This is a genomic window from Mixta tenebrionis (assembly GCF_006517625.1).
Classification (GTDB): Bacteria; Pseudomonadota; Gammaproteobacteria; order Enterobacterales; family Enterobacteriaceae; genus Mixta; species Mixta tenebrionis.
The window spans coordinates 37083-62214 of sequence record NZ_VHQI01000001.1 but is presented as its reverse complement, the minus strand read 5'-3'; the positions used below and the strand labels follow the sequence as shown (position 1 = coordinate 62214).

General features: G+C 55.2%; 22 protein-coding genes. 9 read left to right on the top strand and 13 right to left on the bottom strand.

Annotated elements, in window-relative coordinates; genetic code table 11:
* Window positions 1-87 precede the first annotated feature (87 nt).
* From FKM52_RS00255 to bioD, 3 genes are all read left to right on the top strand, one after another.
* A complete protein-coding gene (locus FKM52_RS00255; RefSeq protein ID WP_141174204.1) occupies window positions 88-978 on the top strand; it encodes a LysR family transcriptional regulator in 891 nt (296 codons plus the stop codon).
* A 139-nt stretch (window positions 979-1117) separates the two neighbouring features.
* Window positions 1118-2335 carry a sugar metabolism global transcriptional regulator Mlc gene (gene mlc, locus FKM52_RS00250; protein ID WP_141174203.1) on the top strand — a complete coding sequence of 406 codons (1218 nt, stop codon included), beginning with the start codon at window positions 1118-1120 and terminating at the stop codon, window positions 2333-2335.
* 130 nt (window positions 2336-2465) lie between these two features.
* Window positions 2466-3149, top strand: a complete 684-nt coding sequence (gene bioD / locus FKM52_RS00245; protein WP_141174202.1) for a dethiobiotin synthase — start codon at window positions 2466-2468, stop codon at window positions 3147-3149.
* Between the two features lie 37 nt (window positions 3150-3186).
* On the opposite strand, the gene osmV is transcribed toward bioD, so the two are convergent.
* From osmV to FKM52_RS00220, 5 genes are all read right to left on the bottom strand, one after another.
* Window positions 3187-4323 (bottom strand): osmoprotectant ABC transporter ATP-binding protein OsmV, encoded by a 1137-nt coding sequence (osmV, locus tag FKM52_RS00240; RefSeq protein WP_141174201.1) that lies wholly within the window; start codon window positions 4321-4323, stop codon window positions 3187-3189.
* Entirely contained in the window at window positions 4323-4970 is a 648-nt protein-coding gene (gene osmW, locus FKM52_RS00235; RefSeq protein ID WP_141174200.1) for an osmoprotectant ABC transporter permease OsmW, read from the bottom strand. The genes osmV and osmW overlap by 1 nt, the downstream gene beginning before the upstream one ends.
* Before the next feature lie 9 nt (window positions 4971-4979).
* Window positions 4980-5801, bottom strand: coding sequence for a glycine betaine ABC transporter substrate-binding protein (locus FKM52_RS00230; protein ID WP_246085484.1), 822 nt, complete (start codon window positions 5799-5801; stop codon window positions 4980-4982).
* Between the two features lie 99 nt (window positions 5802-5900).
* Window positions 5901-6614, bottom strand: coding sequence for an ABC transporter permease (locus tag FKM52_RS00225; protein ID WP_141174198.1), 714 nt, complete (start codon window positions 6612-6614; stop codon window positions 5901-5903).
* A 657-nt stretch (window positions 6615-7271) separates the two neighbouring features.
* Window positions 7272-8246 (bottom strand): lipase family protein, encoded by a 975-nt coding sequence (locus FKM52_RS00220; RefSeq protein ID WP_141174197.1) that lies wholly within the window; start codon window positions 8244-8246, stop codon window positions 7272-7274.
* 823 nt (window positions 8247-9069) lie between these two features.
* On the opposite strand from FKM52_RS00220, the gene FKM52_RS00215 reads away from it, so the two are divergent.
* Window positions 9070-10524 (top strand): MDR family MFS transporter, encoded by a 1455-nt coding sequence (locus FKM52_RS00215; protein WP_141174196.1) that lies wholly within the window; start codon window positions 9070-9072, stop codon window positions 10522-10524.
* Window positions 10525-10578: 54 nt separating this feature from the next.
* On the opposite strand, the gene FKM52_RS00210 is transcribed toward FKM52_RS00215, so the two are convergent.
* The gene (locus FKM52_RS00210; protein WP_141174195.1) at window positions 10579-10875 is read right to left on the bottom strand and encodes a DUF1161 domain-containing protein; all 297 of its coding nucleotides are present in this window, start codon (window positions 10873-10875) and stop codon (window positions 10579-10581) included.
* Between the two features lie 47 nt (window positions 10876-10922).
* Window positions 10923-11270 carry a DUF1283 family protein gene (locus FKM52_RS00205; protein ID WP_141174194.1) on the bottom strand — a complete coding sequence of 116 codons (348 nt, stop codon included), beginning with the start codon at window positions 11268-11270 and terminating at the stop codon, window positions 10923-10925.
* A gap of 120 nt (window positions 11271-11390) precedes the next feature.
* On the opposite strand from FKM52_RS00205, the gene FKM52_RS00200 reads away from it, so the two are divergent.
* On the top strand, window positions 11391-11717 hold the full coding sequence (locus FKM52_RS00200; protein WP_141174193.1) for a YnfA family protein: 327 nt from the start codon (window positions 11391-11393) through the stop codon (window positions 11715-11717).
* Window positions 11718-11827: 110 nt separating this feature from the next.
* On the opposite strand, the gene ydfG is transcribed toward FKM52_RS00200, so the two are convergent.
* Together ydfG and FKM52_RS00190 are read right to left on the bottom strand one after the other, a co-directional pair.
* Window positions 11828-12577 carry a bifunctional NADP-dependent 3-hydroxy acid dehydrogenase/3-hydroxypropionate dehydrogenase YdfG gene (ydfG, locus tag FKM52_RS00195; protein ID WP_141174192.1) on the bottom strand — a complete coding sequence of 250 codons (750 nt, stop codon included), beginning with the start codon at window positions 12575-12577 and terminating at the stop codon, window positions 11828-11830.
* 653 nt (window positions 12578-13230) lie between these two features.
* Window positions 13231-13425 (bottom strand): hypothetical protein, encoded by a 195-nt coding sequence (locus FKM52_RS00190; protein WP_141174191.1) that lies wholly within the window; start codon window positions 13423-13425, stop codon window positions 13231-13233.
* 313 nt (window positions 13426-13738) lie between these two features.
* Between FKM52_RS00190 and dcp the strand changes: the two genes are divergently transcribed.
* Both dcp and bla read left to right on the top strand, forming a co-directional pair.
* Window positions 13739-15892, top strand: coding sequence for a peptidyl-dipeptidase Dcp (dcp, locus tag FKM52_RS00185; protein ID WP_141174190.1), 2154 nt, complete (start codon window positions 13739-13741; stop codon window positions 15890-15892).
* A gap of 65 nt (window positions 15893-15957) precedes the next feature.
* Window positions 15958-16827 (top strand): class A beta-lactamase, encoded by an 870-nt coding sequence (gene bla / locus FKM52_RS00180; protein WP_141174189.1) that lies wholly within the window; start codon window positions 15958-15960, stop codon window positions 16825-16827.
* A 26-nt stretch (window positions 16828-16853) separates the two neighbouring features.
* Here the strand turns inward: bla and glsB are convergent, their stop codons facing one another.
* Both glsB and FKM52_RS00170 read right to left on the bottom strand, forming a co-directional pair.
* The gene (gene glsB, locus FKM52_RS00175) at window positions 16854-17777 is read right to left on the bottom strand and encodes a glutaminase B (RefSeq protein ID WP_377090034.1); all 924 of its coding nucleotides are present in this window, start codon (window positions 17775-17777) and stop codon (window positions 16854-16856) included.
* Between the two features lie 137 nt (window positions 17778-17914).
* The gene (locus FKM52_RS00170; RefSeq protein WP_141174188.1) at window positions 17915-18982 is read right to left on the bottom strand and encodes an SDR family oxidoreductase; all 1068 of its coding nucleotides are present in this window, start codon (window positions 18980-18982) and stop codon (window positions 17915-17917) included.
* A gap of 96 nt (window positions 18983-19078) precedes the next feature.
* Here FKM52_RS00170 and FKM52_RS00165 point away from each other — a divergent pair, with 96 nt between their 5' ends.
* Window positions 19079-19981, top strand: a complete 903-nt coding sequence (locus FKM52_RS00165) for a LysR family transcriptional regulator (RefSeq protein ID WP_141174187.1) — start codon at window positions 19079-19081, stop codon at window positions 19979-19981.
* Between the two features lie 109 nt (window positions 19982-20090).
* Here the strand turns inward: FKM52_RS00165 and FKM52_RS00160 are convergent, their stop codons facing one another.
* Window positions 20091-22631: an excinuclease ABC subunit UvrA gene (locus tag FKM52_RS00160; RefSeq protein WP_141174186.1), complete on the bottom strand. Its 2541-nt coding sequence runs from the start codon at window positions 22629-22631 to the stop codon at window positions 20091-20093.
* Window positions 22632-23072: 441 nt separating this feature from the next.
* Entirely contained in the window at window positions 23073-24005 is a 933-nt protein-coding gene (locus tag FKM52_RS00155) for a LysR substrate-binding domain-containing protein (protein WP_141174185.1), read from the bottom strand.
* A 168-nt stretch (window positions 24006-24173) separates the two neighbouring features.
* Between FKM52_RS00155 and FKM52_RS00150 the strand changes: the two genes are divergently transcribed.
* Complete coding sequence (locus tag FKM52_RS00150; protein ID WP_141174184.1) at window positions 24174-25124, top strand: branched-chain amino acid ABC transporter permease; 951 nt, start codon at window positions 24174-24176, stop codon at window positions 25122-25124.
* The last annotated feature ends 8 nt before the right edge of the window (window positions 25125-25132 follow it).

Below are 25132 nucleotides of genomic sequence, written 5' to 3'. Positions count from 1 at the left end.
CCTTTAATTAACCTCAATGGTTTCATTGTGGGGGCAGGGAAATATACTGTCTAATATATTAATTGTCTGAAATGATATGTTTAACCTATGAATATTGAGCTGCGTCATCTACGTTATTTTATTGCCGTGGCGGAGGAACTGCATTTTGGCCGCGCCGCGCTGCGGTTGAACATCTCGCAGCCGCCGTTAAGCCAGCAGATCCAGCTGCTGGAACAGCAAATCGGCGCCCGCCTGCTGGCACGAACCAACCGCAGCGTGCAGCTTACCGCCGCCGGGCGGCAGTTTTTGGGCGATGCGCGCGCTATTCTGCTTAACGTGGAGCAGGCCGCCAGCCGCGCCTCCCGTCTGCACCAGGGGGAAGAGGGGGAAATCCGTATCGGTTTTACCTCCTCGGCGCCCTTTATCGCTGCAGTTTCCGACGCGTTGTATAACTTCCGCCAGCGCTATCCGCGGGTGCATATCCAGATGCAGGAGATGAATACCCGTCAGCAGCTGGCGCCGTTAAGCGACGGCAGGCTCGATTTAGGGGTGATGCGCAATACGCCGCTTCCCGATACGCTGGCATGGCAGCTGCTGCTGCGCGAGCCTCTTTGCTGCGTGGTGCATCATGCGCACCCGCTGGCGCGGCGCCAGGCGGTATCGGTGCGCGATCTCGCCAGTCAGCCATTCGTTCTTTTTGATGCGCAGAGCGGCACCGCGCTGTATGGCGAAATTATGGCGCTGCTGCACCGCTACCAAATTCAGCCCTACGTTACCCAGGAGGTAGGGGAAGCGATGACCATCCTTGGGCTGGTCGCTACCGGACTGGGAATTTCAATCTTGCCCGCCTCCTTCCAGCGGCCAAAACTGGCGGATGTTGTTTGGCTGCCTTTAACCGAGCCGGACGCCTGGTCAGAAATGTGGCTGGTCTGGGCGCGACAGCGCGAGATCAGCGCCGTGATGGCGCAGATGAAAAAACTGCTGCTGGGCGAAGATTGAGCGTTATTTTGCACCAGTACAGGCTTTTTTGTGCAGTAAATCACACTCCTAATCAAATAGTTGACGGCCCTGCTTAACTGCATCACCATTAGCCCGACAGGTTTATTTTGAAGCGCGAAAATAAGTGGGAGCCGGGGCAGTGATAGCGGAGAGTCAACCTGGTCATATCGACCAGATCAAGCAGACAAACGCTGGGGCAGTATATCGGCTGATCGACCAGTTTGGCCCGATTTCGCGCATTGAGCTTTCCCGACGGGCGCAGCTGGCCCCGGCCAGTATTACCAAAATCGTACGTGAAATGCTTGAGGCTCATCTGGTGCAGGAAACGGAATACCAGGAGCCGGGCAGCCGCGGACGACCGGCGGTTGGGTTAATTCTTGATACCGTGGCCTGGCACTATCTGGCGATTCGCATCGGGCGCGGTGAAATCACGCTTGCGCTGCGCGACCTCAGCAGCAAACTGGTTACCGAAGAGACGCGCCCTTTGCCCACCGAAAGCGACACGCCGCTGCTGCAGCGCATGATCGCTGAAGTCGATCAGTTTTTTATCCGCCATCAGCGCCTGCTTGAACGCCTGACCGCCATCGCCATTACGCTGCCCGGCATTATTCACACCGGCAGCGGCATTATTCATCGCATGCCTTTTTACGACGTGGCGGATATGCCGTTGGGCCCGGAGCTGGCCGCGCATACCGGCCTGCCGGTCTATATTCAGCATGACGTGTGCGCCTGGACGATTGCTGAATCGCTGTTTGGCGCCTCACGCGGCGCCAGCGATGTGATCCAGGTGGTGATTGATGACAACGTCGGCGCCGGCGTGATTACCGGCGGGCGGCTGTTGCACAACAGCCGTAGCTCGCTGGTTGAAATAGGGCATACGCAGGTTGATGCCTGGGGTAAGCAGTGCTACTGCGGTAATCATGGCTGCCTGGAAACCGTCGCCAGCGTTGGCAGCATTCTGGAACTGACCGCGCAGCGTATGCAGACCGCGCTCAGCTCCAGCCTGCATCATCAGCCGCTGAGCGTAAACTCGCTGTGCGACGCCGCCTTAAACGGCGATCCGCTGGCGCGCGATATTATTACCGGCATCGGCAACAGCGTCGGGCGCATTCTCGCCATCATGGTTAATCTGTTTAATCCTGAAAAAATTCTTATAGGTTCTCCGCTAAATCGGGCGGCTGATGTACTCTATCCCGCCATTGGTTCCTCAATTCGTCAGCAGGCTTTGCCTGCCTATAGCGCACATATAAATGTCGAGCCTACCGAATTCCCCAATGTAGGTACTATGCCCGGCGCGGCGTTAGTAAAAAACGCCATGTACAACGGAGAATTGCTAATCAAACTGTTACAAGGCTAATCCAGGTTCAGTTATCACCAAAAAATTGCGCTAACGCAAGCTGTTAACAAGCGCAATTTTCTACACTGTCCGGCAAAACCGATGATTAATGTTTAACTATTTCAGGCCGTCAGCCTGCCGGAGTGTTGCTATGCTGAGTCGTCTTTTCATTACCGGTACGGATACCGCCGTCGGTAAGACAGTTATTACCCGCGCCCTGATGCAAAAACTGGCGGAAAACCATTCTGTCGTGGTGGGCTATAAACCGGTAGCGAAAAGTAGCCAGATGACCCCTGAAGGCCCGCGTAATAAAGATGCGCTGATTTTACAGCAGGCCTCTACCCTTGATGTGCCTTATGAGGTAATAAACCCGGTTACGCTGCTGGAAGATGAAGTCAGCATGCACCGCGGTGAAGCGATTAACTATGCGCGCCTGAGCAGCGGCCTGATGACCTTACAGGCGCAGGCTGACGTGGTGGTCATTGAGGGCACCGGCGGCTGGCGCAGCCTGATGAACGATCTGCGTCCGCTTTCCGACTGGGTTATTCAGGAGCAGCTGCCGGTAGTGCTGGTCGTCGGCATCAAGCTGGGCTGTATCAGTCATGCTTTGCTAACGGCGCAGGCGGTGCTCAACGACGGCCTGCCGCTGCTGGGCTGGGTGGCCAATCGTATCAATCCGGGGCTGGCGCACTATGCGGATATAATCAATGTGCTGCAGGAGAAAATTCCGGCTCCGCTGCTGGGCGAACTGCCTTATCTGCCGCGCGCCGAGCAGCGCGATCTGGCTGGCTATATCGATCTGTCGGCGCTCTCCAGGCCGCAGGCGGTAGCCTGAGAACAGAAGGGCGCGCCCGCGCGGCGCGCTTGATCTTTTAGCGGTTCAGCGCCCGACGGGTACGCCCGGAGCTGAGATAACCTGCGATGTAATCCTGCGAAATCTCTCCGCTGTAGCGGCCATCCTCATCCACGATCGGCATCCATACCATATTGTGTTCATAGAGTTTCGACAGCACCACGCGCAGATTCTCTTCCGCTTTGCCGGTAATGGTAAACTGATGCAGCAGCTGTTCGCAGCTTCCGCTGGCGCCGCGCGCTTCACGACGTTTCACAAAGCCCAGCGGCCTGCCGTCGTTGTCTACCACGGTGACGGTACGCATATCGTTATCATCCATTAGCGCAAAGGCTTCGGCCAGCGGCGTCGAGCGCTTTACGGTCAGCGTCGGCTGCTGATCGGTCACGTCGCCCGCCTGCACCAGCAGCAGCCGCTTCAATGTGCGATCCTGCCCCACAAAAGAGCCGACGAATTCGTTAGCCGGCTTTGCCAGCAGTTCATCTGGCGTGGCGCACTGGACGATTTTTCCCTGGCCGAAAACTGCAATGCGATCGCCCAGCTTTAGCGCTTCATCAATATCATGGCTGACCAGCATGACGGTTTTCTTTAGCTGGCGCTGCATTTCCAGAAACTCGTTCTGGATCGCTTCACGGTTGATTGGGTCTACCGCGCCGAAAGGCTCATCCATCAGCAGTACCGGCGGATCGGCGGCAAGAGCGCGAATAACGCCGATGCGCTGCTGCTGGCCGCCGGACATCTCTTTGGGATAGCGATGCAGAAACTTATGCGGATCGAGCGCTACCATGCTCATCAGTTCGCTGGCGCGCTCGCGGCAGCGTTTTTTATCCCAGCCCAGCATGCGCGGCACCACGGTAATATTTTCCTCAATCGTCATGTTGGGAAACAGGCCGATCTGCTGGATAACGTAGCCGATATTGCGCCGCAGGGTTACGGTATCCTGAGTGCTGGTATCTTCGCCGTTAATGGTGATTTTGCCGCTGGTCGCCGGGATCAGGCGGTTAATCATCTTCAGCGTGGTGGTTTTGCCGCAGCCGGAAGGGCCGAGCAGCACGCACATCTCGCCGCCGGGCACATGCAGGCTGACATTATCCACCGCGTTAAGCGCCGCGCCGTTTTTCTGTTTAAAAGTCTTGGTGAGGTTTTCCAGCTTAATCATTAGCGCATCCCCTTCGGTGTTAAAGCTTGCTGCAGGCGGTGCAGCAGCCAGTCAAGAATAATCGCCAGCAGACAAATCAGCACCGCCCCGGCAATCAACATGCGGATATCGCTGCCGCTGATGCCATCCAGCAACAGTAAACCTAAACCGCCGGCGCCAATCACCGCAGCGATGGCCATAACGCCGACATTCATCACCACGGCGGTACGAATGCCGCCGAAAATAACCGGCAGCGCCAGCGGAATCTCCACCCAGCGCAGGCGCTGCCAGAAAGTCATGCCGATGCCGCGCCCCGCTTCACGCATGCCGGGCGGGATACTTTCCAGCGCGGTATGCGTGTTACGTACGATTGGCAGCAGCGAATAGAGAAACACCGCCGTGATCGCCGGCACCACGCCGATTCCCTGACCGATCAGGGAAAATAACGGGATCATCAGGCCAAACAGCGCGATGGAAGGGATAGTTAACACCAGCGTAGCGATGCCAAGCACCGGCGTCGCCAGCCATTTTATCCGCACGATAATAATGCCCAGCGGCACGCCGGCCAGAATGGCGCAGCCCACCGCCACCAGCACCAGCCAGAGATGTTGCCAGCTCAGCGCCGCCAGGTGGGGCCAGTTGTCGATCATATAATGCAGCGTATCCATAGCCTCTCCTTACAGCATGCCTTTCGCCTGTAAAAAATCATGCGCCACCTGCTGCGGCGACTGGTGATCGATATCCACCCGCTTATTCATGTCGGTAATCGCCTCGTTGGTGAGCAGCGCGGAGAGCTGATTCAGCGCCGCCGCCAGTCCAGGATTGGCGGCCAGCACCTCTTTACGCACCACCGGCGTAACGTTGTAGCTGGGGAAAAAGTGCTTATCATCTTCCAGAATTTGCAGATCGAAGCCTTTGACGCGCCCGTCGGTGGTATATACCAGGCCCGCCTCGACGAAACCGTCACGAATAGCGTTGTATACCAGTCCCGGATCCATCTGACGGATCTGCGGACGATCGAGCTGCAGGCCGTAGAGCTTTTGCAGCGGCTGTAAGCCATCAGAGCGGCCAGCGAATTCCAGATCCAGCCCCAGCATCCAGTTATGTTCGGCATCCTGCTGACGGATTTGCTCAATGCGCGCCACCAGCTGCGACACCGTAGTGATGCGCTCTTGTCTGGCGCGTTTGCGCTGCATGGCAAAGGCGTAGGTGTTGTTCATCGGCGCCGGGTTCAGCCAGACCAGCCCCAGCCCGGCATCCAGGCGCCGTACCGTGTCGTAAGCCTGTTTTGAGGACATCGGGGTAGTAATATGATTGAAGATAATCAGCGACGATCCGGTATATTCCCAGGTCATATCGATCTGTTTATTCAGCATCGCGCTGCGGCTGATAGAGACGGCAATATTGGTTTTAGGTATCACCGTAAACCCTTTTTTCTCCAGCCAGAGCACGGTCATCGCCGATAAAATATGTTGCTCGGTAAAGCTTTTGGTGGCCATGGTAATCGGCGCGGCGTGGGCGGTATTAACGCAGAGTAGCAGGCTAACCAACAGCGCCAGCGTGCGTATTAAGGTGTGAACTCCATTCATAATGCTCTCCTATAGCGCATGCGGGCTAAGCCAGCGGCCAAGCGCCGCCAGCAGCATATCCAGAACCAGCGCCACCAGCGCCGTCGCCACCGCTCCCAGGATCAAAATCGGGAAGTCGTTGAGGTAAATACCGGGAAAGATCAGTTCGCCGTAACTGCTGGCGCCGATAAGAAAGGCCAGCGGAGCCGTGCCGACATTAATCGCCATTGCGATGCGAATTCCGGAAAGCATTACCGGCCAGGCGTTGGGTAGCTCCACCTGGCGCAGCCGCTGTAAGCGCGTCATACCGATTCCGTTGGCGGCCTCCAGCAGAGAGTGCGGTACGCCGATCAGCCCGGCATAGGTATTGCGTACCACGGGCAGCAGCGAAGCAAGAAACAGGGCGATAATAGCGGGGCGATCGCCAATGCCGATGACCACCATCGCCAGCGCCAGCACCGCCAGCGGCGGCAGGGTATTGCCGACGTTGAAGATCTGCATGATATATTCCGCCCAGCGCCGGGCGAAAGGGCGGCTCAGCAAAATGCCGCTGGGAATTCCCACCAGCAGCGCGCCAAGCATCGACCAGCCCACCAGCCAGAGGTGCTGTTTGCCAAGATAAATCAGGTCAACCCGACGCGCCTTAATCACTTCAAAACCAATACCGTAAAACAGAATCGCAGCGATCGGCACGATTGCCAGCAGCGCCAGCAGGATTCGTTTGATCGTGGTAGAACAATGCATTGACAGGACTCTCCGGGGATAGCTGGAGCGCCGCTTAAGGGGCGCTCAGCTGTTATAGTAATCAGCGGACAGCGGTGGGTTATTCAACGTTTTCACCTGCCTCTCCGGTACTCAATATAAAATGCTGACTAATACTCCTTTATCAGCAAAAACAATCGTAGTGCCTTAAAGCTATAGCAGCGGCTGGGCAGCTGCGCCAGTTTTAAGGATAGAATCACCAGGATGCTTTTTTGCGCCCGGTGATGATTAGCCATGCGCCAGCTATTTTTTGTACAGCTAATTTTTTTTAATCAATAACAACTGCTTTTTTAGCCGCTTTAGTTATTATTACCGCAGAAGTAGCGCATTATCTTGCGTAAGGCTGATATTGATGAATGAGCGCTTATGGCGACCGCAGCCTGCATGGCAGACGATTTTGAACGCCGTCATATTATAAACGGCTTTGTAATAGCATAATCCTCGCGATTAAAAGCTGTTTCATCAGGATAATATAGTCCCCGCTTCCCAAACGGAACCCTGATCGTATAAGCCCGGTTTATTACTAATAAGCGGGATAAAACATCACAACCTGCCTGCGTTGACAGGCAGGTGAGGCGCCTGGTGTAATACTTTCAACGCCGGGTCTAACACTGGCTGTTATTTCCGGAAAATTTCCGGTTAGCTGGGATCATAGATAATATCTTTACCCATCTCAAGACCATAATAATTCAGATAGGCCGTACCGTGCTGATAGTTATACTGCTGCTGAAAATCGGTAACTTCAGGATTAACACCGAAATCAAAGATTTCTGGCTGGCTCGTGTGAGCATAATCATAACCGACCATAAAATCAGCAAAGCCATTAATTATTGCTTTCATAATCCAGGGCAGCGTAACCACTGGCTCATAGAGAGTGGCGATCTCTTTTAGTGAATCTGTGTTCCATGCTTTGGGAACTATATCCATATTATTAACAATTCGTTTCAGCCCGCTGCCTAATATATTTTCCGCATAGGTGGCAAAGGAAGAATTACCTGCCGTTGCGCCAGCGAAACTGCGTACCTGGACGCGCACGTTTTTTTCCAGTTGCTGCTTGACGCTGACGCCCCACGGAATGGTAAATGTCCCTCCCATGCTGTGGCCGCAGAAGGTTAACGTATCGCCATCATTCAGGCAGGCGTTCAGAAACTGCATGAGCGTGCTTCCACAGCCGGGTTCAACGCTTGCAGTCATTTTCAGCAGATCTGTAACTACCTCAGCCATACCGGAGGCGATTTTCGCCTCGTCCGGCGCTTCAGCATCAAACTGGCGCCAGTCGACCAGTTCGAAGACGGCCATATCCTCTTGCCCGTTAAGAGTGGATACGGTAGAACGGGCAGCAACGCGATAGTCTGATGGATCGTTACGGTTCTGGACAACAAAAAACATATAGTCGTCCCAGTTATCCGAATCGGCGCGGGATTGTGACATCCGTTTAACGGCCGGTCCCCAGACCACATTATCCAGTTTACCGGCAGTAATGGGTGATTGAGTTAGCCCGTCCTGTAGTTTTTTTTGCGTAAGTTCCGGATTGTACGCTTCCTGATGCGCGCCTGACCAGGCAATTGAAGCTAAGGCGAAACACTCTGCATCGAATGTGTATGCTGATTTCATATTTAATTCCTTTAGTCTACCGGTGAATATTAATGGATATAGTGGAATAGCGCGGCTGCACTTTTGTCAACGCAGTTTAACTCTTTCGGCTATAGCCGCCAGCTACAGGCGAGTTAATTTTTGATGTATAATTAACTATATTTATAACGTGAAAGGCTTGATGCCTCCGTTAAATTTTATTGCGTGTTTTTTATCATGCCGCTGAACAGTCAAAGCCTGTTTGTTTTTATCGATTATCTGTTTCACTTATTCCTTCCGGCGTATTAAGGCGCTGATTTAACCAGCTGGTATAATTCCGCCATGATATTACTAATATAACTATTGCTGTGGCTTTAAGGATGATTTTTATTACCCGGCCTGTTAATCAAAGCGATTCGGTTATTAACTTTAACCTTAAGGCAGAAAATTGAATTAAGGAGCATGACAGTTTTTACCCACGCCGGGAGATTTATAAGTTCGTAATGGAGTTGGAAAACATCTGTTTATGCTTCCGGGGGAAATATTGACAATGAGTGCTCCATTCAACAATATTCGCAAAATTTCCTTTGGTCAGGCTGGCTGATATCATCATATGTATAAATGCCATAACCAGCCCACGGACGCCCATTTTTACGATAAAATGCTGGCACGATACGGCAGGGCTTGTTGTTTTGCGCCAGGCGTTCGTTTTCGTACGCCTGGGCTTCAGGCGCCCTATATTGGCGCAGGCGGCAGAGAAGAGGGTAAGCTTTAAGTGACGCCGTCACTTTAACTGTAACAGAGGCAGCGATCGCGCGGAGCCATGCGGTGAGCTACGCTTAGCTGTTCGACAGGAAGGGGAAAAATGACAGAAAATCAACCGCAGCCGGTGCCGCACCGTCACTGGATCCTAATCGCCTGTATGCTGGCGATGTTTATGGCGGCGATTGAGGTGACTATCGTCGCCACCGCGATGCCCACCATTATCGCCCAGCTGGGCGGCTTTTCGCAGTTTGGCTGGGTTTTTTCTATCTATTTGCTGACTCAGGCGGTAAGCGTGCCGATTTACGGGCGTCTGGCCGATATCTGGGGACGCAAGCGGATGTTTTTTATCGGCACCTCGCTGTTTTTACTGGGATCGGTATTGTGCGGTTTTGCCCACAGCATGGGCTGGTTGATTCTGTTTCGCGCTTTTCAGGGCATCGGCGCCGGAGCGATTATGCCGCTGACCTCCACTATTGTCGCCGATGTCTATTCGCCGCGTGAGCGGGCGGGTATCCAGGGCTGGCTCTCCAGCGTCTGGGGCGTATCCGCCATTATCGGGCCGTTGAGCGGCGCCTGGATTGTGCAGCATTTTAGCTGGGCGCTGGTTTTTTGGGTCAACGTGCCGCTGGGGATTATCGCTATGCTGATGCTGTCGCGCTGGCTGCCTGCGCATCGTCAGGAAAGCGCGCAGCGGCTAAACGTTTCCGGCAGCGCCTGGCTGATGCTTAGCGTGAGTGCGCTGTTGGTCGCACTGCTGCAGGCGCAGGCGCTCGGTTACTGGCTGCTGCTGTTTCTGGCTATCGCATTGGTTACCGGCGTTATTTTGCTGCGTCATGAACGGGCGGCGGAGTCGCCGCTGTTCCCGCTGGATATCTGGCGCAGCCGGGTTATCGTCGCAGGCAATATCGGCAATTTAATTATCGGCGCGGCGATGATGGGCATCAGCGCGTTTCTGCCCACCTGGATTCAGGGAATTAACGGCGGCACGCCGCTGCAGGCAGGCAGCGTACTGGCGATGATGTCCATCGGCTGGCCGCTGGCCAGTACGCTAAGCGGCCGGCTGATGTTGATCACCTCCTACCGTTTTACCGCCCAGCTGGGCGCGCTGTTGCTGATCGTCGGCAGCGCGCTGTTGTTGATGCTGCATGCCGATAGCGGCCTGGCGCAGGCGGGCTTTGCCGCCTTTGTGATCGGCACCGGTATGGGAATGAGCAGCACTACTTTTCTGGTTTCGGTGCAGAACAGCGCAGCCTTTGAAATTCGCGGCATCTGTACCGCCTCGATTATGTTCAGCCGCATTCTGGGATCGGCCATCGGCACCGCCATTATGGGCGCGGTGCTGAACTATAATTTAATGCTGCGGCTGCCGGCGGCGCAGGATCCGGTTCAGCAAATTATGTCGCCGGAACAGCGCCAGGCGCTGGACAGCCATACGCTGCAGCTGCTGATCCAGCAGATTGCGGCGTCGCTGCACTGGGTGTTTATCGTGTCGCTGGTTGTGGCGTTCGGCACGCTGTTTATCGCCTGGGCTATGCCGCGCAAGCAGCCAGATTAAAGGGGAGCGGGTAAGGGAGAAGCTGGCACCGCACAGATGCGGTGCCGGGAGCGTTTACTGGCTGGGCGCGTCCTGCGTTGTTCCTGCATTCGCCGGGACGTTAGTCTCGCTATCGGCGCCGGTACGTTTGTAAACGATTTTTTGGCTATCGTTTTCACAATGGCCCACTACCTGACCTCCGGCGGCGTTCGCCTGATCGTTAGGTACAATATCCAGCGTGAAACCCGATTCAGGCACGCCGTTATTGATAATTTTCTTGCTGATATCCGCTTTAACCGATTCACAAGACGCCTGGGCCGCCAGCGGAGCAACAACCAGCAGGGCGCTAAATAACCACGTTTTTGCTCTCATCACATCATCCTTTTGCTATAAAGCCTGCGGTAACTATAGCAGCCAAATCAGGGTGCAACCTGGCGCCCGGTGCGACGATCGAGGCAGCGCCGCGTTTTAGATTCCCAGTAGGCGTTAACGTTGTAGCTTTTTTCGCAGGCGTCGCGAAGATCATAAGCCCGATCTGTTTTGTCGAACTCTTTCTCAACGCGCGTATTGACTTTTTTACGCAGCATGCGCGTATCATCCCATTGCTCTTTATTTTGACGCGCCTCTTCATTACTGAGAGCATTGCTGCCGTCCTCAATAATGACGCGATCGGTGCGCGCCTGCGCCTGAAGAGGGGCTAACGCCAGCGCGCCGAAAAGCGACAGCGGGATCAGTGCAATGGCAAGACGTTCAGGTAAAGTTTTCATTGATTCTTCCTTATATTTCATCGCAGCCAGCCATAAGGCGAGATGGCTTTCAGTATATCATCGCTGCTTATTTACCCACCAGCGACGTGCGCGCTTCATTTGGTTTCTGGCGAACATTTTATGTTAAAAACTACGTTACTCTTTTTTCTTACCGCGCTGGCGGAAATCGTCGGCTGTTTTCTTCCCTGGCTGTGGCTGAGAAAGGGCGCTACGCCGCTGTTGCTGCTGCCCGCCGCGCTAAGCCTGATGCTATTTGTCTGGCTGCTGTCGCTGCATCCTGCCGCCAGCGGGCGCGTCTATGCCGCCTATGGCGGCGTCTATGTGGTAACGGCGCTGCTGTGGCTGCGCTGGGTGGATGGCGTACGTCTGAGCCACTATGACTGGCTGGGCGCGGCGATAGCTTTTTGCGGCATGCTGATTATCGTGGCGGGCTGGGGAAAGGCGTAACTGGTATTACATGGGTTTATCAGATTTTAACTTTTTATTAGCGCGGCCCGGCAAACAGCGTGCGCGTAGTATAAATTGGGGGAGCGAAACTCCCCCGCAATCGTACCCCGTCAGGATTTTTTCGCTACGCTCAGTCCGGCCACGCTCTGGCTTACCGGCATCATCTCCAGCGTATTGATATTGACGTGCGCGGGCAGCGTCGCTACCCAGAATACCGCTTCGGTCACATCTTCCGGCGTAAGCGCGCTGGCGCCGGCATAAACATTCTGCGCGCGGCTGTCGTCGCCTTTAAAACGCACGTTGGAAAACTCCGTACCGCCAACCAGGCCCGGCTCGATATCGGTTACGCGCAGCGCGGTGCCGTGCAGATCGGTACGCAGATTCAGGCTGAACTGACGCACAAAAGCTTTGGTCGCGCCGTAAACGTTGCCGCCAGCGTAGGGCCAGCTACCGGCAACAGAACCGATATTGATAACATGACCGATATTGCGCTCTACCATCGCCGGCAGCAGGGCGCGGGTCATATATACCAGCCCCTTATTATTGGTATCGATCATGGTTTCCCAGTCTTCAATGCTGGCTTTATGCGCCGGCTCAATGCCCAGCGCCAGCCCGGCATTGTTTACCAGTACATCAATCTGTCGCCATGCGGCGGGTAACGTCGCTACAGCAGCCTCAATGGCGGCGCGGTCGCGAATGTCAAACTGCAGGGTATAGAGATTTTCGCCCAGCTCCGCTTTCAGGTCATCAAGGCGCTCCTGACGACGCCCGGTAGCGATAACCTTGTGGCCCGCGGCGATAAAACGACGGGCAATACTTTGACCAAAGCCAGCGGTCGCGCCGGTAACAAAAATTATCATCTCACTGTTCCTCAAAGGATTTTCCAGAATAATCACCTTAGCACTTCGTTTCACCACTGCCCAGCGCCAGGGTTAAATAGAACCTGCATGCTCTGTTGCAGAACCGACAGGCATGTTCTGCCAACCGCTTTTGTTATCAGGGATGTAAAACATCCACGCAAACGATTAGCAAACTATACTATTTGCCCTCTGAGTTTAACGTATTGATATATGGCAATTTTATTAGCGGATACTTTCTCATAGCGCGCTACGTGCGCGTCAAAATCACACCTCGCCTGTTTATTATGATGCGCAACAACCTGCTGGGCAGGCGCGGGCGAATAGCGGCGCGGTGCGCTTTGTCAGGCCAGCCAGCTACCAGATCGCATACAACATACCTCTGCCTGGGCAGATTAATCAGTTCGGTAAGTTCCCGCACTTTATTACGTACGCTTTAATAAAGCGGGGTAAAAAATGCACGCTTTTCTGGTGACAACGTCACTTTTACCAGCGGTGTTTCATAAACCGCCGCACAGCGCGTATTGGGTGAACAATTGGCAGCAGATGAGTGACAACGTCACTTTTAGTGAATAAATAGCCTGTTAACACCGCAACATGTTAACAGGCTAAAGCAGAAGAGGTTATGATGAACGGGCGCAGGAAAATGCCGCTATTCAGCCGCCATGCCGGCTCATCAGCTCCGCGATTGCCGCATTGTTTTTCTCATACAGCGCATCCAGCTGTTGGAACTGTTCGCTCAGATCCTGCGGCGGCTGCTGGCCGAACAGGCTATAGGTTTCCAGCAGCATATCCATAAAAATACCGGCGCCGCTGACGCATTTAATTTGAGTATCCGACAGTGATTTCAAAATGACTCCTTTACTGGCGTTATCGCCAAAATCCATGTGTAGTAACTTTACTACCAACAGACCGCGCGTTTGCTGACGGCGCAGCCGGCGAGCTTTGCCATCCTGGCAATGCTTATTTTCCTGGTCAAGGAATTGAATTTTTAATAATAAGATAATAAAGCAGTATTAAAGAAAGGCGCCGCGCGTCTTTGCCTGCTTAACGGCAGTTTCAGCTCAGTCTGCAAGCTGTTTCAGGCGGTGCGTAACGGTGGCATAGGTGGTTGACTCCACCTATGATTCGCTCTTTACAGATAAGGAACAGGAGAGTAAGGATATGCGGTTATCGGTGCTATTTTTCGCCGTCGGACTGGCCCTGAGCGGTAACGCACAGGCTGCCGATGCGACGACAAATCACGATCGGGAGAAGAATATGTCCGTCGAGCAACAGAATCCCTTCAGCCAGGCCAGCACGCTGCCGTTTCAGGCGCCGCCGTTTGACCGCATTAAAGACAGCGATTATCTGCCCGCCATTATGGCCGGCATCGCTGAAAAACAGCAGGAGGTGGCGCGTATTGCCGATGAGACACAGCCGCCGACCTTTGAGAACACCTATGTAGCGCTGGAGCGCAGCGGGGCGCTGTTGAGGCGCGTAATGAACGTATTTAGCGCCATGACCTCCGCCAATACTAACGATCGACTGCAAAAAATTGATGAAGAGACCGCGCCTGAGCTGGCGGCGCTCGATGATGAAATCTATCTCAACAGCAAACTGTTTGCGCGCCTCGATCGCGTTTATCAACAGCGCGAACAGTTAAATCTGGATGCGGAATCGCGCCGCCTGGTTGAGGTTACCTGGCAGGCTTTCCAGCTGGCGGGCGCCAGCCTGAGCGATGCGCAGAAAGCGGAGCTGAAGGCGCTAAATCAGGAAGCGGCGACGCTCAGCACCCGCTTTACCAACCGGTTACTGGCGGCGACCAAAGCGGGCGGGCTGGCGGTAACGGATAAAACAGCGCTGGCCGGACTCAGCGATGGTGAAATCGCCGCGGCGGCTGAGGCTGCTGAGGCGCGCGGCCTGAAAAATCAGTGGCTGCTGACGCTGCAAAACACTACACAGCAGCCGGCGCTGCAGGATTTAACCCAGCGCGCCACCCGCGAGGCGCTGTTTAAGGCCTCATGGCAGCGGGCGGAAAAGGGCGACGATAACGATACTCGCCAGCTGATTGCGCGCCTTGCCGCAGTACGGGCGCAGCAGGCGAAGCTGCTGGGCTTTAACAGCTATGCGGAGTGGAAGCTTCAGGATCAAATGGCGAAAACGCCGCAGGCGGCGTTAACCTTTATGCGTAATATCGTGCCGGCGGCTACCGCGCGCGCCACGCGTGAGGCGGCGGATATCCAGACCGCCATCGATCGGCAGCAGGGCGGCTTTAAGCTGGCGCCCTGGGACTGGGCGCACTATGCCGAACAGGTGCGCCGTGCCAAATACGATCTCGACGAAACGCAAATCCGGCCATACTTCGAGCTAAATAATGTGCTGGAAAACGGCGTGTTTTACGCGGCCAACCAGCTGTACGGCCTGACCTTTAAACAGCGTAAAGATCTGCCGGTTTATCAACCTGACGTGCGCGTGTATGAGGTTTTTGATCAGGATGGCGCATCGCTGGCGCTGTTCTATACCGACTTCTTTAAGCGCGACAACAAGGGCGGCGGCGCCTGGATGAGTAATTTCGTCGATCAGTCCAGACTGCTGGGCACCAGGCCAGTTATCTATAACGTGGCTAACTTCAGCAAACCGGCGGCGGGGCAGCCTGCGCTGCTCTCGTGGGATGATGTCGTCACTATGTTCCACGAGTTTGGTCATGCGCTGCATGGCATGTTTGCCGATCAGCAATATCCGAGCCTGTCCGGCACCGCCACGCCGCGTGATTTCGTCGAGTTCCCGTCACAGTTCAATGAGCACTGGGCCAGCGATGAGAAGGTGTTTAAACATTTCGCCCGTCATTACCAGACCGGCGAGCCGATGCCGCAGGCGCTGCACGAAAAAATTCTCAAGGCGGACAAGTTTAATAAAGGCTACGACATGACTGAACTGCTGGCGGCGGCGCTGCTGGATATGCACTGGCACAGCCTGAGCGCCGATGCGCCGCAGCAGGACGTGGACCAGTTCGAACAGCACTCCCTGGCGCAGGATAAGATCAACCTGCCTGAAGTACCGCCGCGCTACCGTTCCAGCTATTTCCAGCATATCTGGGGTAACGGCTATGCTGCGGGCTATTACGCCTATCTGTGGACCGAAATGCTGGCGGATGATGGCTTCGAGTGGTTTAAGGAGCATGGCGGCCTGACGCGTGAAAATGGTCAGCGCTTCCGCGATATGGTGCTGTCGCGCGGCAACAGCGGCGATCTGAAACAGCTTTACCATGACTGGCGCGGCCAGGAGCCGCAGATTGAGCCGATGCTGATAAACCGTGGCCTGAAAGAAGCGCAGTAATTTTTCTCAACTTAATTCAAAAGGGTAGCGATGCCCTTTTTTGCGTCTGTCAGAAGGGTTCAAAGATGTGTAATACGTTGTTATGGCGCCGTTCTCTGTTTGCCGCCGCGCTTATGCTGCTTTCTGCCGCCGTACAGGCTGACGAGGCGGCGCTGACGCAGCAGCTCGCTGCACTGGAAAAAAGCGCCGGCGGCAGGCTTGGCGTAGCCTGGATTGATGCGGGCGCTTCACATTATGGTTATCGGGCTGATGAGCGTTTCCCGATGACCAGCACCTTTAAGACGCTGGCGGTGGCGGCCATTCTGCATCAAAATGTCAGCCAGCCGCATCTGCTGGAGAAAAAAATTGCGATAGAAGAGGCGGACCGGGTGCCATGGACGCCGGTGACCGGCAGTTATTTTGGTAAAAAAATGAGCGTGGCCGCCCTTTGCGCCGCGGCAATTGAATATAGCGATAACCTGGCGGCGAATTACCTGTTAAAGGAGGTCGGCGGACCGCAGGGCATAACCCGCTACGCCCGTTATTTAGGTGACAGCGTCACGCAGCTTAATCGCCAGGAGCCGGAACTTAACAGCGCGGTGCCGGGCGATAAGCGTGATACCACCACGCCTGCGGCGATGGCGGAAAACCTGTATAAGCTGACGCTGGGAACGGCCTTGCCGACCGCCCAACGCCAGCAGCTTATCTCCTGGCTACAACAGAGCGCCACCGGCGCTGAAAGTATTCGCGCAGGCGTTCCCGCAGGCTGGCGGGTTGGCGATAAAACCGGAGCTGGTGCCTATGGCTCGACCAATGACATCGCGATTCTCTGGCCGATAAAGGGCGCGCCGAAAATTCTGGCGATCTATTTTACCCAGCCGCAGCCGGATGCAGCGAATAATAAAGCGGTACTGGCTGCGGCAACGCGGCTGGCGATTAAAGCGCTTTATCACTGAGAAGGAGGCCGGAATGGATATCCGGCTTAAAATATTGAACAGCCGAGCCGCTCGGAAAGTAGCTCCAGCGCGGCGGTGCCCGCCAGCGAATTGCCAGAGGCATCAAGCCCAGGCGACCACACCGCAATCGACATCTCTCCGGGAATGGCGGCGATAATACCGCCGCCAACGCCCGATTTCCCTGGCATGCCGACGCGCCAGGCAAACTCGCCGGCGCCGTCATACATGCCGCTGGTGATCAGCAGGGCATTGATTTGACGCGTCTGACGCGGAGTCAGCACCGGCGGCGCATCGCCAAACGGCGTGCCCTGGTTAGCCAGATAAAAGAAACAGCGCGCCAGCTCCAGGCAGCTCATCGATAAAGAGCAGTAGTGAAAGTAGGTTTGCAGCACGCCAGGCACATCATTCTCAAAATTGCCAAAGGACTTCATCAGCCAGGCAATAGCGGCGTTACGGGCGGAGTGTTCAAACTCCGAGCGCGCCACGTGACGATCGTAATTGATGCCCGGCTCGCCGCAGAGCTGGCGCACCACCTCAAGCATGCGCTGACGCGGCGCGGTTAGCCGGGTTTCCAGCATATCGCATACCACCAACGCACCCGCATTGATAAAGGGATTACGCGGCTTGCCGCGTTCGATCTCCAGCTGCACCAGCGAATTAAACGGTTGGCCTGAGGGTTCTTTGCCGACGCGCTGCCAGATTTCCTGTTCCTGATAGCGCGTTTGCGCCAGGGTCAGCGACAGCACCTTAGAGATCGACTGGATCGAGAAGCGCACATCGGCATCACCGGCCTGATAAACGCTGCCGTCATGGGTGATAACGGCGATGCCGAGATAATCGGGCGATACCTGCGCCAGCGCCGGAATATAGTCGGCGACTTTCCCCTGGCGCGTCAGAGGACGCACCTGATGTAGAATCTCTTCCAGTAAAGCGTTGCTGAGCCTGGCCACCACGTTCCGCTCCGTTACGTTAGCTAATGGCGCAGCATCATCGGTGGTTGTTGCCGTCTCGTCAACGGCTGGAAGCAAAAAGCGTGGGCGGGAGAAAAAGAACGCCGTCAGCGCAGCTGGCGTGACGGCGTAACGCATCATTCAGGAATAATTCGGTTTGCTTTCAGCTTGTCGAACAGCGAGAAGAAGGCTTCGCGCGTCGAGCGGTAACCGGTAAAGCCAGCGTTGCGGCTCTTACTCATATCGGTAAATACTTCCATCGGCCGCCCCAGGTCGGCATCGGTATGCCACCAGGAAGCCAGACGGGAAACATCCGCCTCGCGCAGCTGATATTTTTCCGCAATTTCCCGCCAGCGATCTTCAGCGTCGAGCATACGGCCTTCCAGCGGCTGCATTTCGCCAGGAAACGGCGCCGCCTCAATGCCGAAATAGTCGGCGATCTGTTGCCACATCCATTTCCAGCGGAAAACATCGCCGTTTACCACGTTAAAATCTTCGTTTTTCGCGGCAGGCGATGTCGCGGCCCATTCCAGCTGTTCCGCCAGCAGGCCGGCATCGGTCATATCGGTAACGCCGTTCCACTGCGCTTCCGAACCGGGGAAGACAAACGGCTGGCCGGTTTCCTTGCACAGCGTGGCATATACCGCCAGCGTCTGACCCATATTCATCGCATTGCCCAGCGCGTAACCGATAATGGTGTGCGGACGATGCACGCTCCAGGTACAGCCATATTTTTCCGCCGCGGCGAACACTTCATCTTCCTGCGCATAATAGAAGTTATCTACCGGCTGACGCCCCTGTTCTTCACGGAACGGCGTCATCGGTACGCTGCCTTTGCCATAGGCATCAAACGGGCCAAGATAGTGTTTCAGGCCGGTTACCAGCGCCACGTGGCTGCCTTGCAGTCGATCGCCCAGCGCTTCCAGCACGTTACGCACCATTGCGCCGTTAACTCGAATGTTTTCTTTTTCATTCGCCTGACGCGCCCAGACGCTGAAAAAAATGCTGTCGAACCTTAAATTACCCAGCGCATCCTTTACTGATTGCGCCGAGGTTAAGTCAGCGGTCAGGGAATGACATCCCTGCGGTACCGGCGCACGGCCACGTGATAAGCCGGATACCTGCCGGCCATCCGCCTGAAGTTTTTCCGCCAGCGCGCTGCCGACGACGCCGCTAACGCCTACGATTAATGCTGTTTTGCTCATTACGCCTCCTTTTTGCTCGTGCTGATAAGCATAGTGCGGAATTTATTTCCCAGCTCTGGTATAAATTCACAAGATTTTGGAGCTGGATTCATTAATATGGCGGGAAACGATCTGCTGAAAGGCATTATGCCGTTTGTTGCAACGGTGGAGGCGGGTAACTTTAGCGCTGCGGCTGAGCGTTTAAATCTGACCAGCTCGGCTATCAGTAAAAGCATAGCCCGACTGGAGGAGCGGCTGGGCTCGCAGCTGTTTGAACGCACCACGCGCAGCCTGAAGCTGACCGATGCCGGAGAAGCCTATTACCAGACCTGTCAGCGCGTGGTGAATGAGCTGAGCGAGGCGGAGATGGTGCTGGCGGCGCAGCGCACCCGGGCGGTAGGGCGACTGCGCGTGGCGGTGCCGATGACTTTTGGCCGTACGCACGTTATGCCGCTGGTGAATCGTTTTTGCCTCAGCTATCCCGAACTGCAAATCAATATGACCTTTGCCGATCGCTTTGTAGATCTGTTTGATGAAGGTATCGACGTTGCGGTACGTATCGGCGGGCCGGCAGATTATCCCGCCTCGCTGGGCGTTCGTTATCTGGGCAGAGAGCAGCTGGTTTTTTGCGCCTCGCCCGATTATCTACAGCGCCAGGGTACGCCGCAGAATCTGGATGAGCTACAGCAGCATCGGGCCATCGCCTATGAGCGCGTTGATGGTACTACCACGCCCTGGCGTTTTTTAGCCGCGGACGGCAGCATTGCCAGCCGTACGGTGACGCAGGGTTTGGCTTTTGGCGACAGCGAGGCACAGTTAAGCGCGGTCAGCGCAGGTTTAGGAATTGCGCAGATGGCAACCTGGCTGATTGACGAGGCGCAGCAGGCGGGCAGGGTGAAAATTATTCTGCCGCAGCTGGCGCTGGACGGGCTGCCGCTCTGGCTGATCTGGCCACGTAAAAAGCAGCTGCTGCCAAAGGTGGATGCGTTGCTGAAAGCCTTTCAGGCGCTCTCTATTTAATTTACGTCGATTTAGCTGGACAAGCTCCTGATGTGCGGTTAACGATCAATCAAAAAGCTGGGGCTGATATATCTGTGATAAATTTTGTTAAACAAAACCCTGACTTAGATTACTCTTCAGGATCGCCAATCCGTTTTTTTAGCCTGGACGATAAATAGGGCGCGGTAACGCTGTTTTGCGAGTGGCTCACTTCCTCTGGTGTACCTGCCGCAACGATATGTCCGCCGTTTTCTCCTGAGCCAGGCCCAAGATCGAGGATCCAGTCGGCTTCCGAGGCGATGCGCATATCGTGCTCCGCCATGACTACGGTATCCCCACGTTGCACAAGCCTGTCCAGCACCCGCATCAGCTTATCCATATCTGCAGGATGCAGTCCCGTCGACGGTTCGTCAAGGAGGTACAATGTCTTACCCCGCTGCACCCGTTGAAGCTCCCAGGCAAGCTTGATGCGCTGGCATTCTCCTCCTGACAGCTCCGTGGCGGGCTGACCTAATGTCAGATATCCCAGACCAAGCGAGGCTAATGCTGTCAGAGAACGCTGGATAGTTTCATGGCGCCTGAACACCGTAATGGCTTCGTCGACGTTGAGGGCCAGAACATCAGCTATTGTTCTGTTCTTCCAGCGAACCTCAAGTGTTTCATCGTTATAGCGACGCCCGCAGCAGGTAGAACATGGCGCGCTTGCCTGAGGCATGAACATCAGTTCAATAGTAATCTGCCCCTGGCCCTCGCAAACGGGGCATCTCCCGGCGGGTAAATTGAAGGAAAAACGGCTGGCATCAAAACCGCGTGCTTTCGCCTCATCGGTTTCCGCAAAAAGCTTACGGACAGCGTCAAAAAAACCAGTATAGGTCGCCAGGTTTGAGCGCGGCGTTCGACCAATGGGGCGTTGATCGATACGGATCAAACGGCTGAAAGCGTTTTCTCCAGCGATGATTTTTCCCTGAACGTCCGGGACTCTGGTTTCTTCTTCGCTTTCCTCATCCTGCGGCGTTTTATCGAGCTGCTGAAGCAATACCGGGAGCACCCGGGCCAGCAGCGTCGATTTACCCGAACCGGAGATACCTGTGATAACGGTCATCCTTTCAAGAGGGATCTGTACATCAAGTGAGTTGATATTATTGCACGTTACCTGCTCAAGCTTCAGCCAGCGTTCCGGAAGCCGGCGTCGGCGCAGCCCCGTATAGCTCTCACCAAACAGATAGCCTGCCGTTGGCGATCGTGCAACCTGTGCAAGCCCGGACGGTACACCGTTATAAACGATCTCGCCTCCCAGACGGCCCGGCCCTGGCCCAACTTCTGTCAGCCAGTCTGCTTCAGCGATAACGTCAAGATTGTGTTCAACGATAACGAGAGAATTGCCTGCTTCCAGAAGGGAGCGCAAAGACGGAATCAATGCCCGAACATCTTCCGGGTGCAATCCGGCCGCTGGTTCGTCAAGTACATACAGCACGCCGAAGAGGCGGGAAATGAGCTGTGTCGCAAGACGGGTGCGCTGAAGTTCCCCGGATGACAGCATCGTGCTCCGGCGTCCGAGAGACAGATGTCCGAGGCCCAGTTTTTCAAGCTGTTCAAGACGTCCGCAAATATCGGCTGTCATTTTAATAACGGCTTCCCTTAATGCAGCCTCCTTTGGCAGATACTGAGCGCGAGCATAAGCGAAGGGCAAAAGCAGCGTCTTCAACTGTGTTATCGTCAGCTCACCCATTTCTGCAATATCATGCCCGGCGAAGGTCACGGAAAGGGTATTCTGGTTGAGTCTTTTGCCATGGCATTCGGTACAGGGTGCTACGGAAATAAAGCGTGAAAGACGTTTTTTGACAGACTCCTTACCGCCAGAATAGCTTTGCAGGAGATACTTTCTCGCACTGGTATAAGTTCCTGTGTAGGCCGGTTCGGTTCCCGTCGCTATCGCTTCCCGGCGCTGCTCCGCATTCAGGCCCATAAAGATTGGTACGGAAGGCTGTTCATCGGTAAACAGGATCCACTCCCGATCCCGTTCAGACAGCGTATGCCACGGCGCATCGATGTCGTAGCCCAGCGCATCCAGAATAGTTCGCAGGTTTTTTGCCTGCCAGCCATTCGGCCATGATGCAATAGCGCCTTCGCGAATGCTTAGCGAACCGTCCGGGACTAGTGCATCGGACTTTACTTCATGAACCATTCCCATTCCCTGGCAGGTCGGGCAAGCCCCCTGGGGATTATTGGGGGAGAACGACTCGGCAGGCAGGAACGGTATCCCGGCAGGGCGAATGCCTGCGCGAGAAAACAGCAGTCTTAAGGTGACAGAAATGCGCGTCAGGCTACCAACCGTAGATCGCTCCTGAGCTCCAGCCCGGCTTTGCTGCAGGGCAACGGCCGGCGGCAAGCCATCGATGCCGTCCACATCCGGCGCGGAGGTCTGTTCGATCAGACGTCGCGCGTGAGGGGCCACGGATTCCATAAATCGCCGCTGGGCTTCCGCATAGAGGGTGTCAAAGGCAAGCGATGATTTACCCGAGCCGGATATCCCGGTAAACACCACCATCGAATTGCGGGGGAAAGTAAAAGAAACGTCCCTGAGGTTATGCGTTCTCGCTCCGAGTACGCTTACGCTTGTACTGATGTCGTGTTGCTGCATATTGGCGTTTTTATTTTCTTCTGACGACATAGTTTTCCCTGAAAAAATGAGTGAATCTGCCGATTAGCATCAGCCAGTCTGAAGCGATGGGTATCTGTTCCGGTACATATCGAGCCTGAAAACTGAGTGGAGATAGCGGACAATATCAACAGGCAAGGAAGTTCGACCGGGCGTTTACTATCAACGACCGCGCTTTGGGCGATTTTAAAAAATACCTGGACAGATTCATTTGAAGCAAACGGATGATTTTGGATCACTGTCGATAGTAGCCAGTTGACAGGGCCAGGTCAAAATTCCCGTCAGATTTCACCATGCTCATCATTGGTGCGCATAATGTATATTATGTTAAATTGAGTCTGGCATCTGAATAGTGCGTCATCCCGCTCGCAGACCATACTTACCCCACCCCCATCTGATGAAAAACTCCACCTGCGCAAACCGATGATTCGGGGCTGCGCCGCCAATGGAAAATTATCCTGTTCGCCGCTGCGCCCGTAGCCAGCTTTGCAGCCGTTTCCCTTCTTCGGTCATTTCACTGTCCTGCCGCACGCAAAGATAGTAATCGCGGCCATCGTCGATGGGTAAATCAAACAGCTTTACCAGTTCGCCGCTTTCCAGATAAGGCCTGATAAGCGGCTCACGCATCAGCGCGCAGCCTAACCCGGCCTGCACCGCCGCCAGCGTCAGCAAACCATCCTCAAACAGCGGCCCGCTGCGCCTGGGCGCGCGTCGAACGTTCTGCTGTACAAACCACTGGTTCCAGGTCATTCGTTCCTCATCATGCAACAGCGGCATCTGCAACAGCTGCTCCGGCGTATCCACATGGCCGTGCAGACGAATAAACTGCCGACTGGCTACCGGCACCATCTTGCCGGAGATCAACGGCTCGCTGAGATAGCCTGCCCACTGACCGTTACCAAAACGAATCGACATATCAGATGCATCGCTGAGATAGTTGCGATGATTGGCGTAAACCACGTTAATTTCCGTGTGTGGATTTGCCCGCATAAAATCCGGCAGCCGTGGAATAAACCAGCCCATGCCGAACAGCGGGATCAGACTGATGGTCACCTGGCGGCTTTGCGTCTGCTCAACCAGGTGTTCCGTCGCCTGGCGTAGTACGTTAAAGGCGGCGCGGATCGATCGATAATATTCCCTGCCTTGCTGACTCAGAATCAGCCGGCGCCCGTGCCGCTCGGTTAACGGCATCTGCAAGAAATCATCCAGCACCCGCAGCTGATGGCTTACCGCCGAAGGCGAAATCGCCAGCTCCTGAGCAGCCAGCGTTACGCTGCCCAGCCGGGCTACCGCTTCAAAAGCGCGCACCGCCCGCAGCGGCGGATCGTTAGCCAGCGCGCTGGCGTCACCCGTTTCCTGCCGGGATGATTGTTCTGTTTTTCTCATATGATGATCTGTTTCGGGATAACCAGAAAAAGAGTGAATAACTTAAAATACGCTAAAACAATCAGTTATCTAAAAACGCAAAGGTAATAAGAAATAATTTTTTCGTATTTCACAATTAAATTCAGTTGTCGGAAGGTAGCTCAAATTGAGCAATTTGTCGGGTTTATTTTGGACACCTTAATACAACAACTCATTAATGGCGTCATGTTGGGCAGCATCTATGCGTTGATCGCCCTCGGTTACACCATGGTGTATGGCATTCTGCGCATTATTAACTTTGCCCACGGCGATATTCTAATGGTGGGCGCGCTGACTACGCTGTCGGGCTTAAACTGGCTTGAACAGAGCGCGCCCGGCCTGCCGCCGCTGGTACGGCTGATGATAGCTTTGGCGCTCGCGATGGCGGTATGTGCGCTGCTGGCGATGGCGGTGGAGCGTTTTGCCTATCGACGCCTGCGCAATGCGCCGCGTCTCGCGCCGCTGATTTCCGGGATCGGCGTTTCCGTGCTGCTGCAAACCGTTGCAATGATAGTCTGGACGCGCAATCCGCTGATGTTTCCTCAAATCCTGTCGATGGAGCCGATTGCCGTAACGCACGGCAGCGCCGCGCATCCCCCGGCGATCGTTACCGTTACCGGCATTGTCACTATCAGCCTGGCGCTAATCGTTATGCTCGGTCTGTGGGCGTTGGTGGAGTTTACCCGTCTCGGACGCGGTATGCGCGCGGTGGCGGAAAACCCGCGCGTCGCCAGCCTGATGGGCGTCAGCCCCAACCGCATCATCACCCTCACCTTCGCTCTTGGCGGCATATTTGCGGCGCTGGCGGGCGTCATGATGGCCAGCAACTACGGCAACGCCAGTTTTTCAATGGGCTTTCTGCCGGGGATTAAAGCATTTACCGCCGCCGTACTGGGCGGTATCGGCAACATTCGCGGCGCCATGCTGGGCGGCGTGCTGCTGGGCATTATTGAATCTCTGGGCGCGGGCTATCTCGGCGAGCTGACTCACGGCGTCTTCGGCAGCAATTATCAGGATGTCTTCGCCTTTATGGTGCTGATCCTCGTGCTGGTATTTCGTCCGGCGGGCATTCTTGGCGAGCGCGTGGCGCATCGGGCATAGGAAAAAAG

Coding starts and splice junctions, on each gene's coding strand:
- FKM52_RS00255 (WP_141174204.1), top strand. CDS start 88: ATGAATATTGAGCTGCGTCATCTACGTTATTTTATTGCCGTGGCGGAG.
- bioD (WP_141174202.1), top strand. CDS start 2,466: ATGCTGAGTCGTCTTTTCATTACCGGTACGGATACCGCCGTCGGTAAG.
- osmV (WP_141174201.1), bottom strand. CDS start 4,323: ATGATTAAGCTGGAAAACCTCACCAAGACTTTTAAACAGAAAAACGGC.
- osmW (WP_141174200.1), bottom strand. CDS start 4,970: ATGGATACGCTGCATTATATGATCGACAACTGGCCCCACCTGGCGGCG.
- FKM52_RS00230 (WP_246085484.1), bottom strand. CDS start 5,801: ATGGCCACCAAAAGCTTTACCGAGCAACATATTTTATCGGCGATGACC.
- FKM52_RS00225 (WP_141174198.1), bottom strand. CDS start 6,614: ATGCATTGTTCTACCACGATCAAACGAATCCTGCTGGCGCTGCTGGCA.
- FKM52_RS00220 (WP_141174197.1), bottom strand. CDS start 8,246: ATGAAATCAGCATACACATTCGATGCAGAGTGTTTCGCCTTAGCTTCA.
- FKM52_RS00215 (WP_141174196.1), top strand. CDS start 9,070: ATGACAGAAAATCAACCGCAGCCGGTGCCGCACCGTCACTGGATCCTA.
- FKM52_RS00210 (WP_141174195.1), bottom strand. CDS start 10,875: ATGAGAGCAAAAACGTGGTTATTTAGCGCCCTGCTGGTTGTTGCTCCG.
- FKM52_RS00205 (WP_141174194.1), bottom strand. CDS start 11,270: ATGAAAACTTTACCTGAACGTCTTGCCATTGCACTGATCCCGCTGTCG.
- FKM52_RS00200 (WP_141174193.1), top strand. CDS start 11,391: ATGTTAAAAACTACGTTACTCTTTTTTCTTACCGCGCTGGCGGAAATC.
- ydfG (WP_141174192.1), bottom strand. CDS start 12,577: ATGATAATTTTTGTTACCGGCGCGACCGCTGGCTTTGGTCAAAGTATT.
- dcp (WP_141174190.1), top strand. CDS start 13,739: ATGCGGTTATCGGTGCTATTTTTCGCCGTCGGACTGGCCCTGAGCGGT.
- bla (WP_141174189.1), top strand. CDS start 15,958: ATGTGTAATACGTTGTTATGGCGCCGTTCTCTGTTTGCCGCCGCGCTT.
- FKM52_RS00170 (WP_141174188.1), bottom strand. CDS start 18,982: ATGAGCAAAACAGCATTAATCGTAGGCGTTAGCGGCGTCGTCGGCAGC.
- FKM52_RS00165 (WP_141174187.1), top strand. CDS start 19,079: ATGGCGGGAAACGATCTGCTGAAAGGCATTATGCCGTTTGTTGCAACG.
- FKM52_RS00160 (WP_141174186.1), bottom strand. CDS start 22,631: ATGTCGTCAGAAGAAAATAAAAACGCCAATATGCAGCAACACGACATC.
- FKM52_RS00155 (WP_141174185.1), bottom strand. CDS start 24,005: ATGAGAAAAACAGAACAATCATCCCGGCAGGAAACGGGTGACGCCAGC.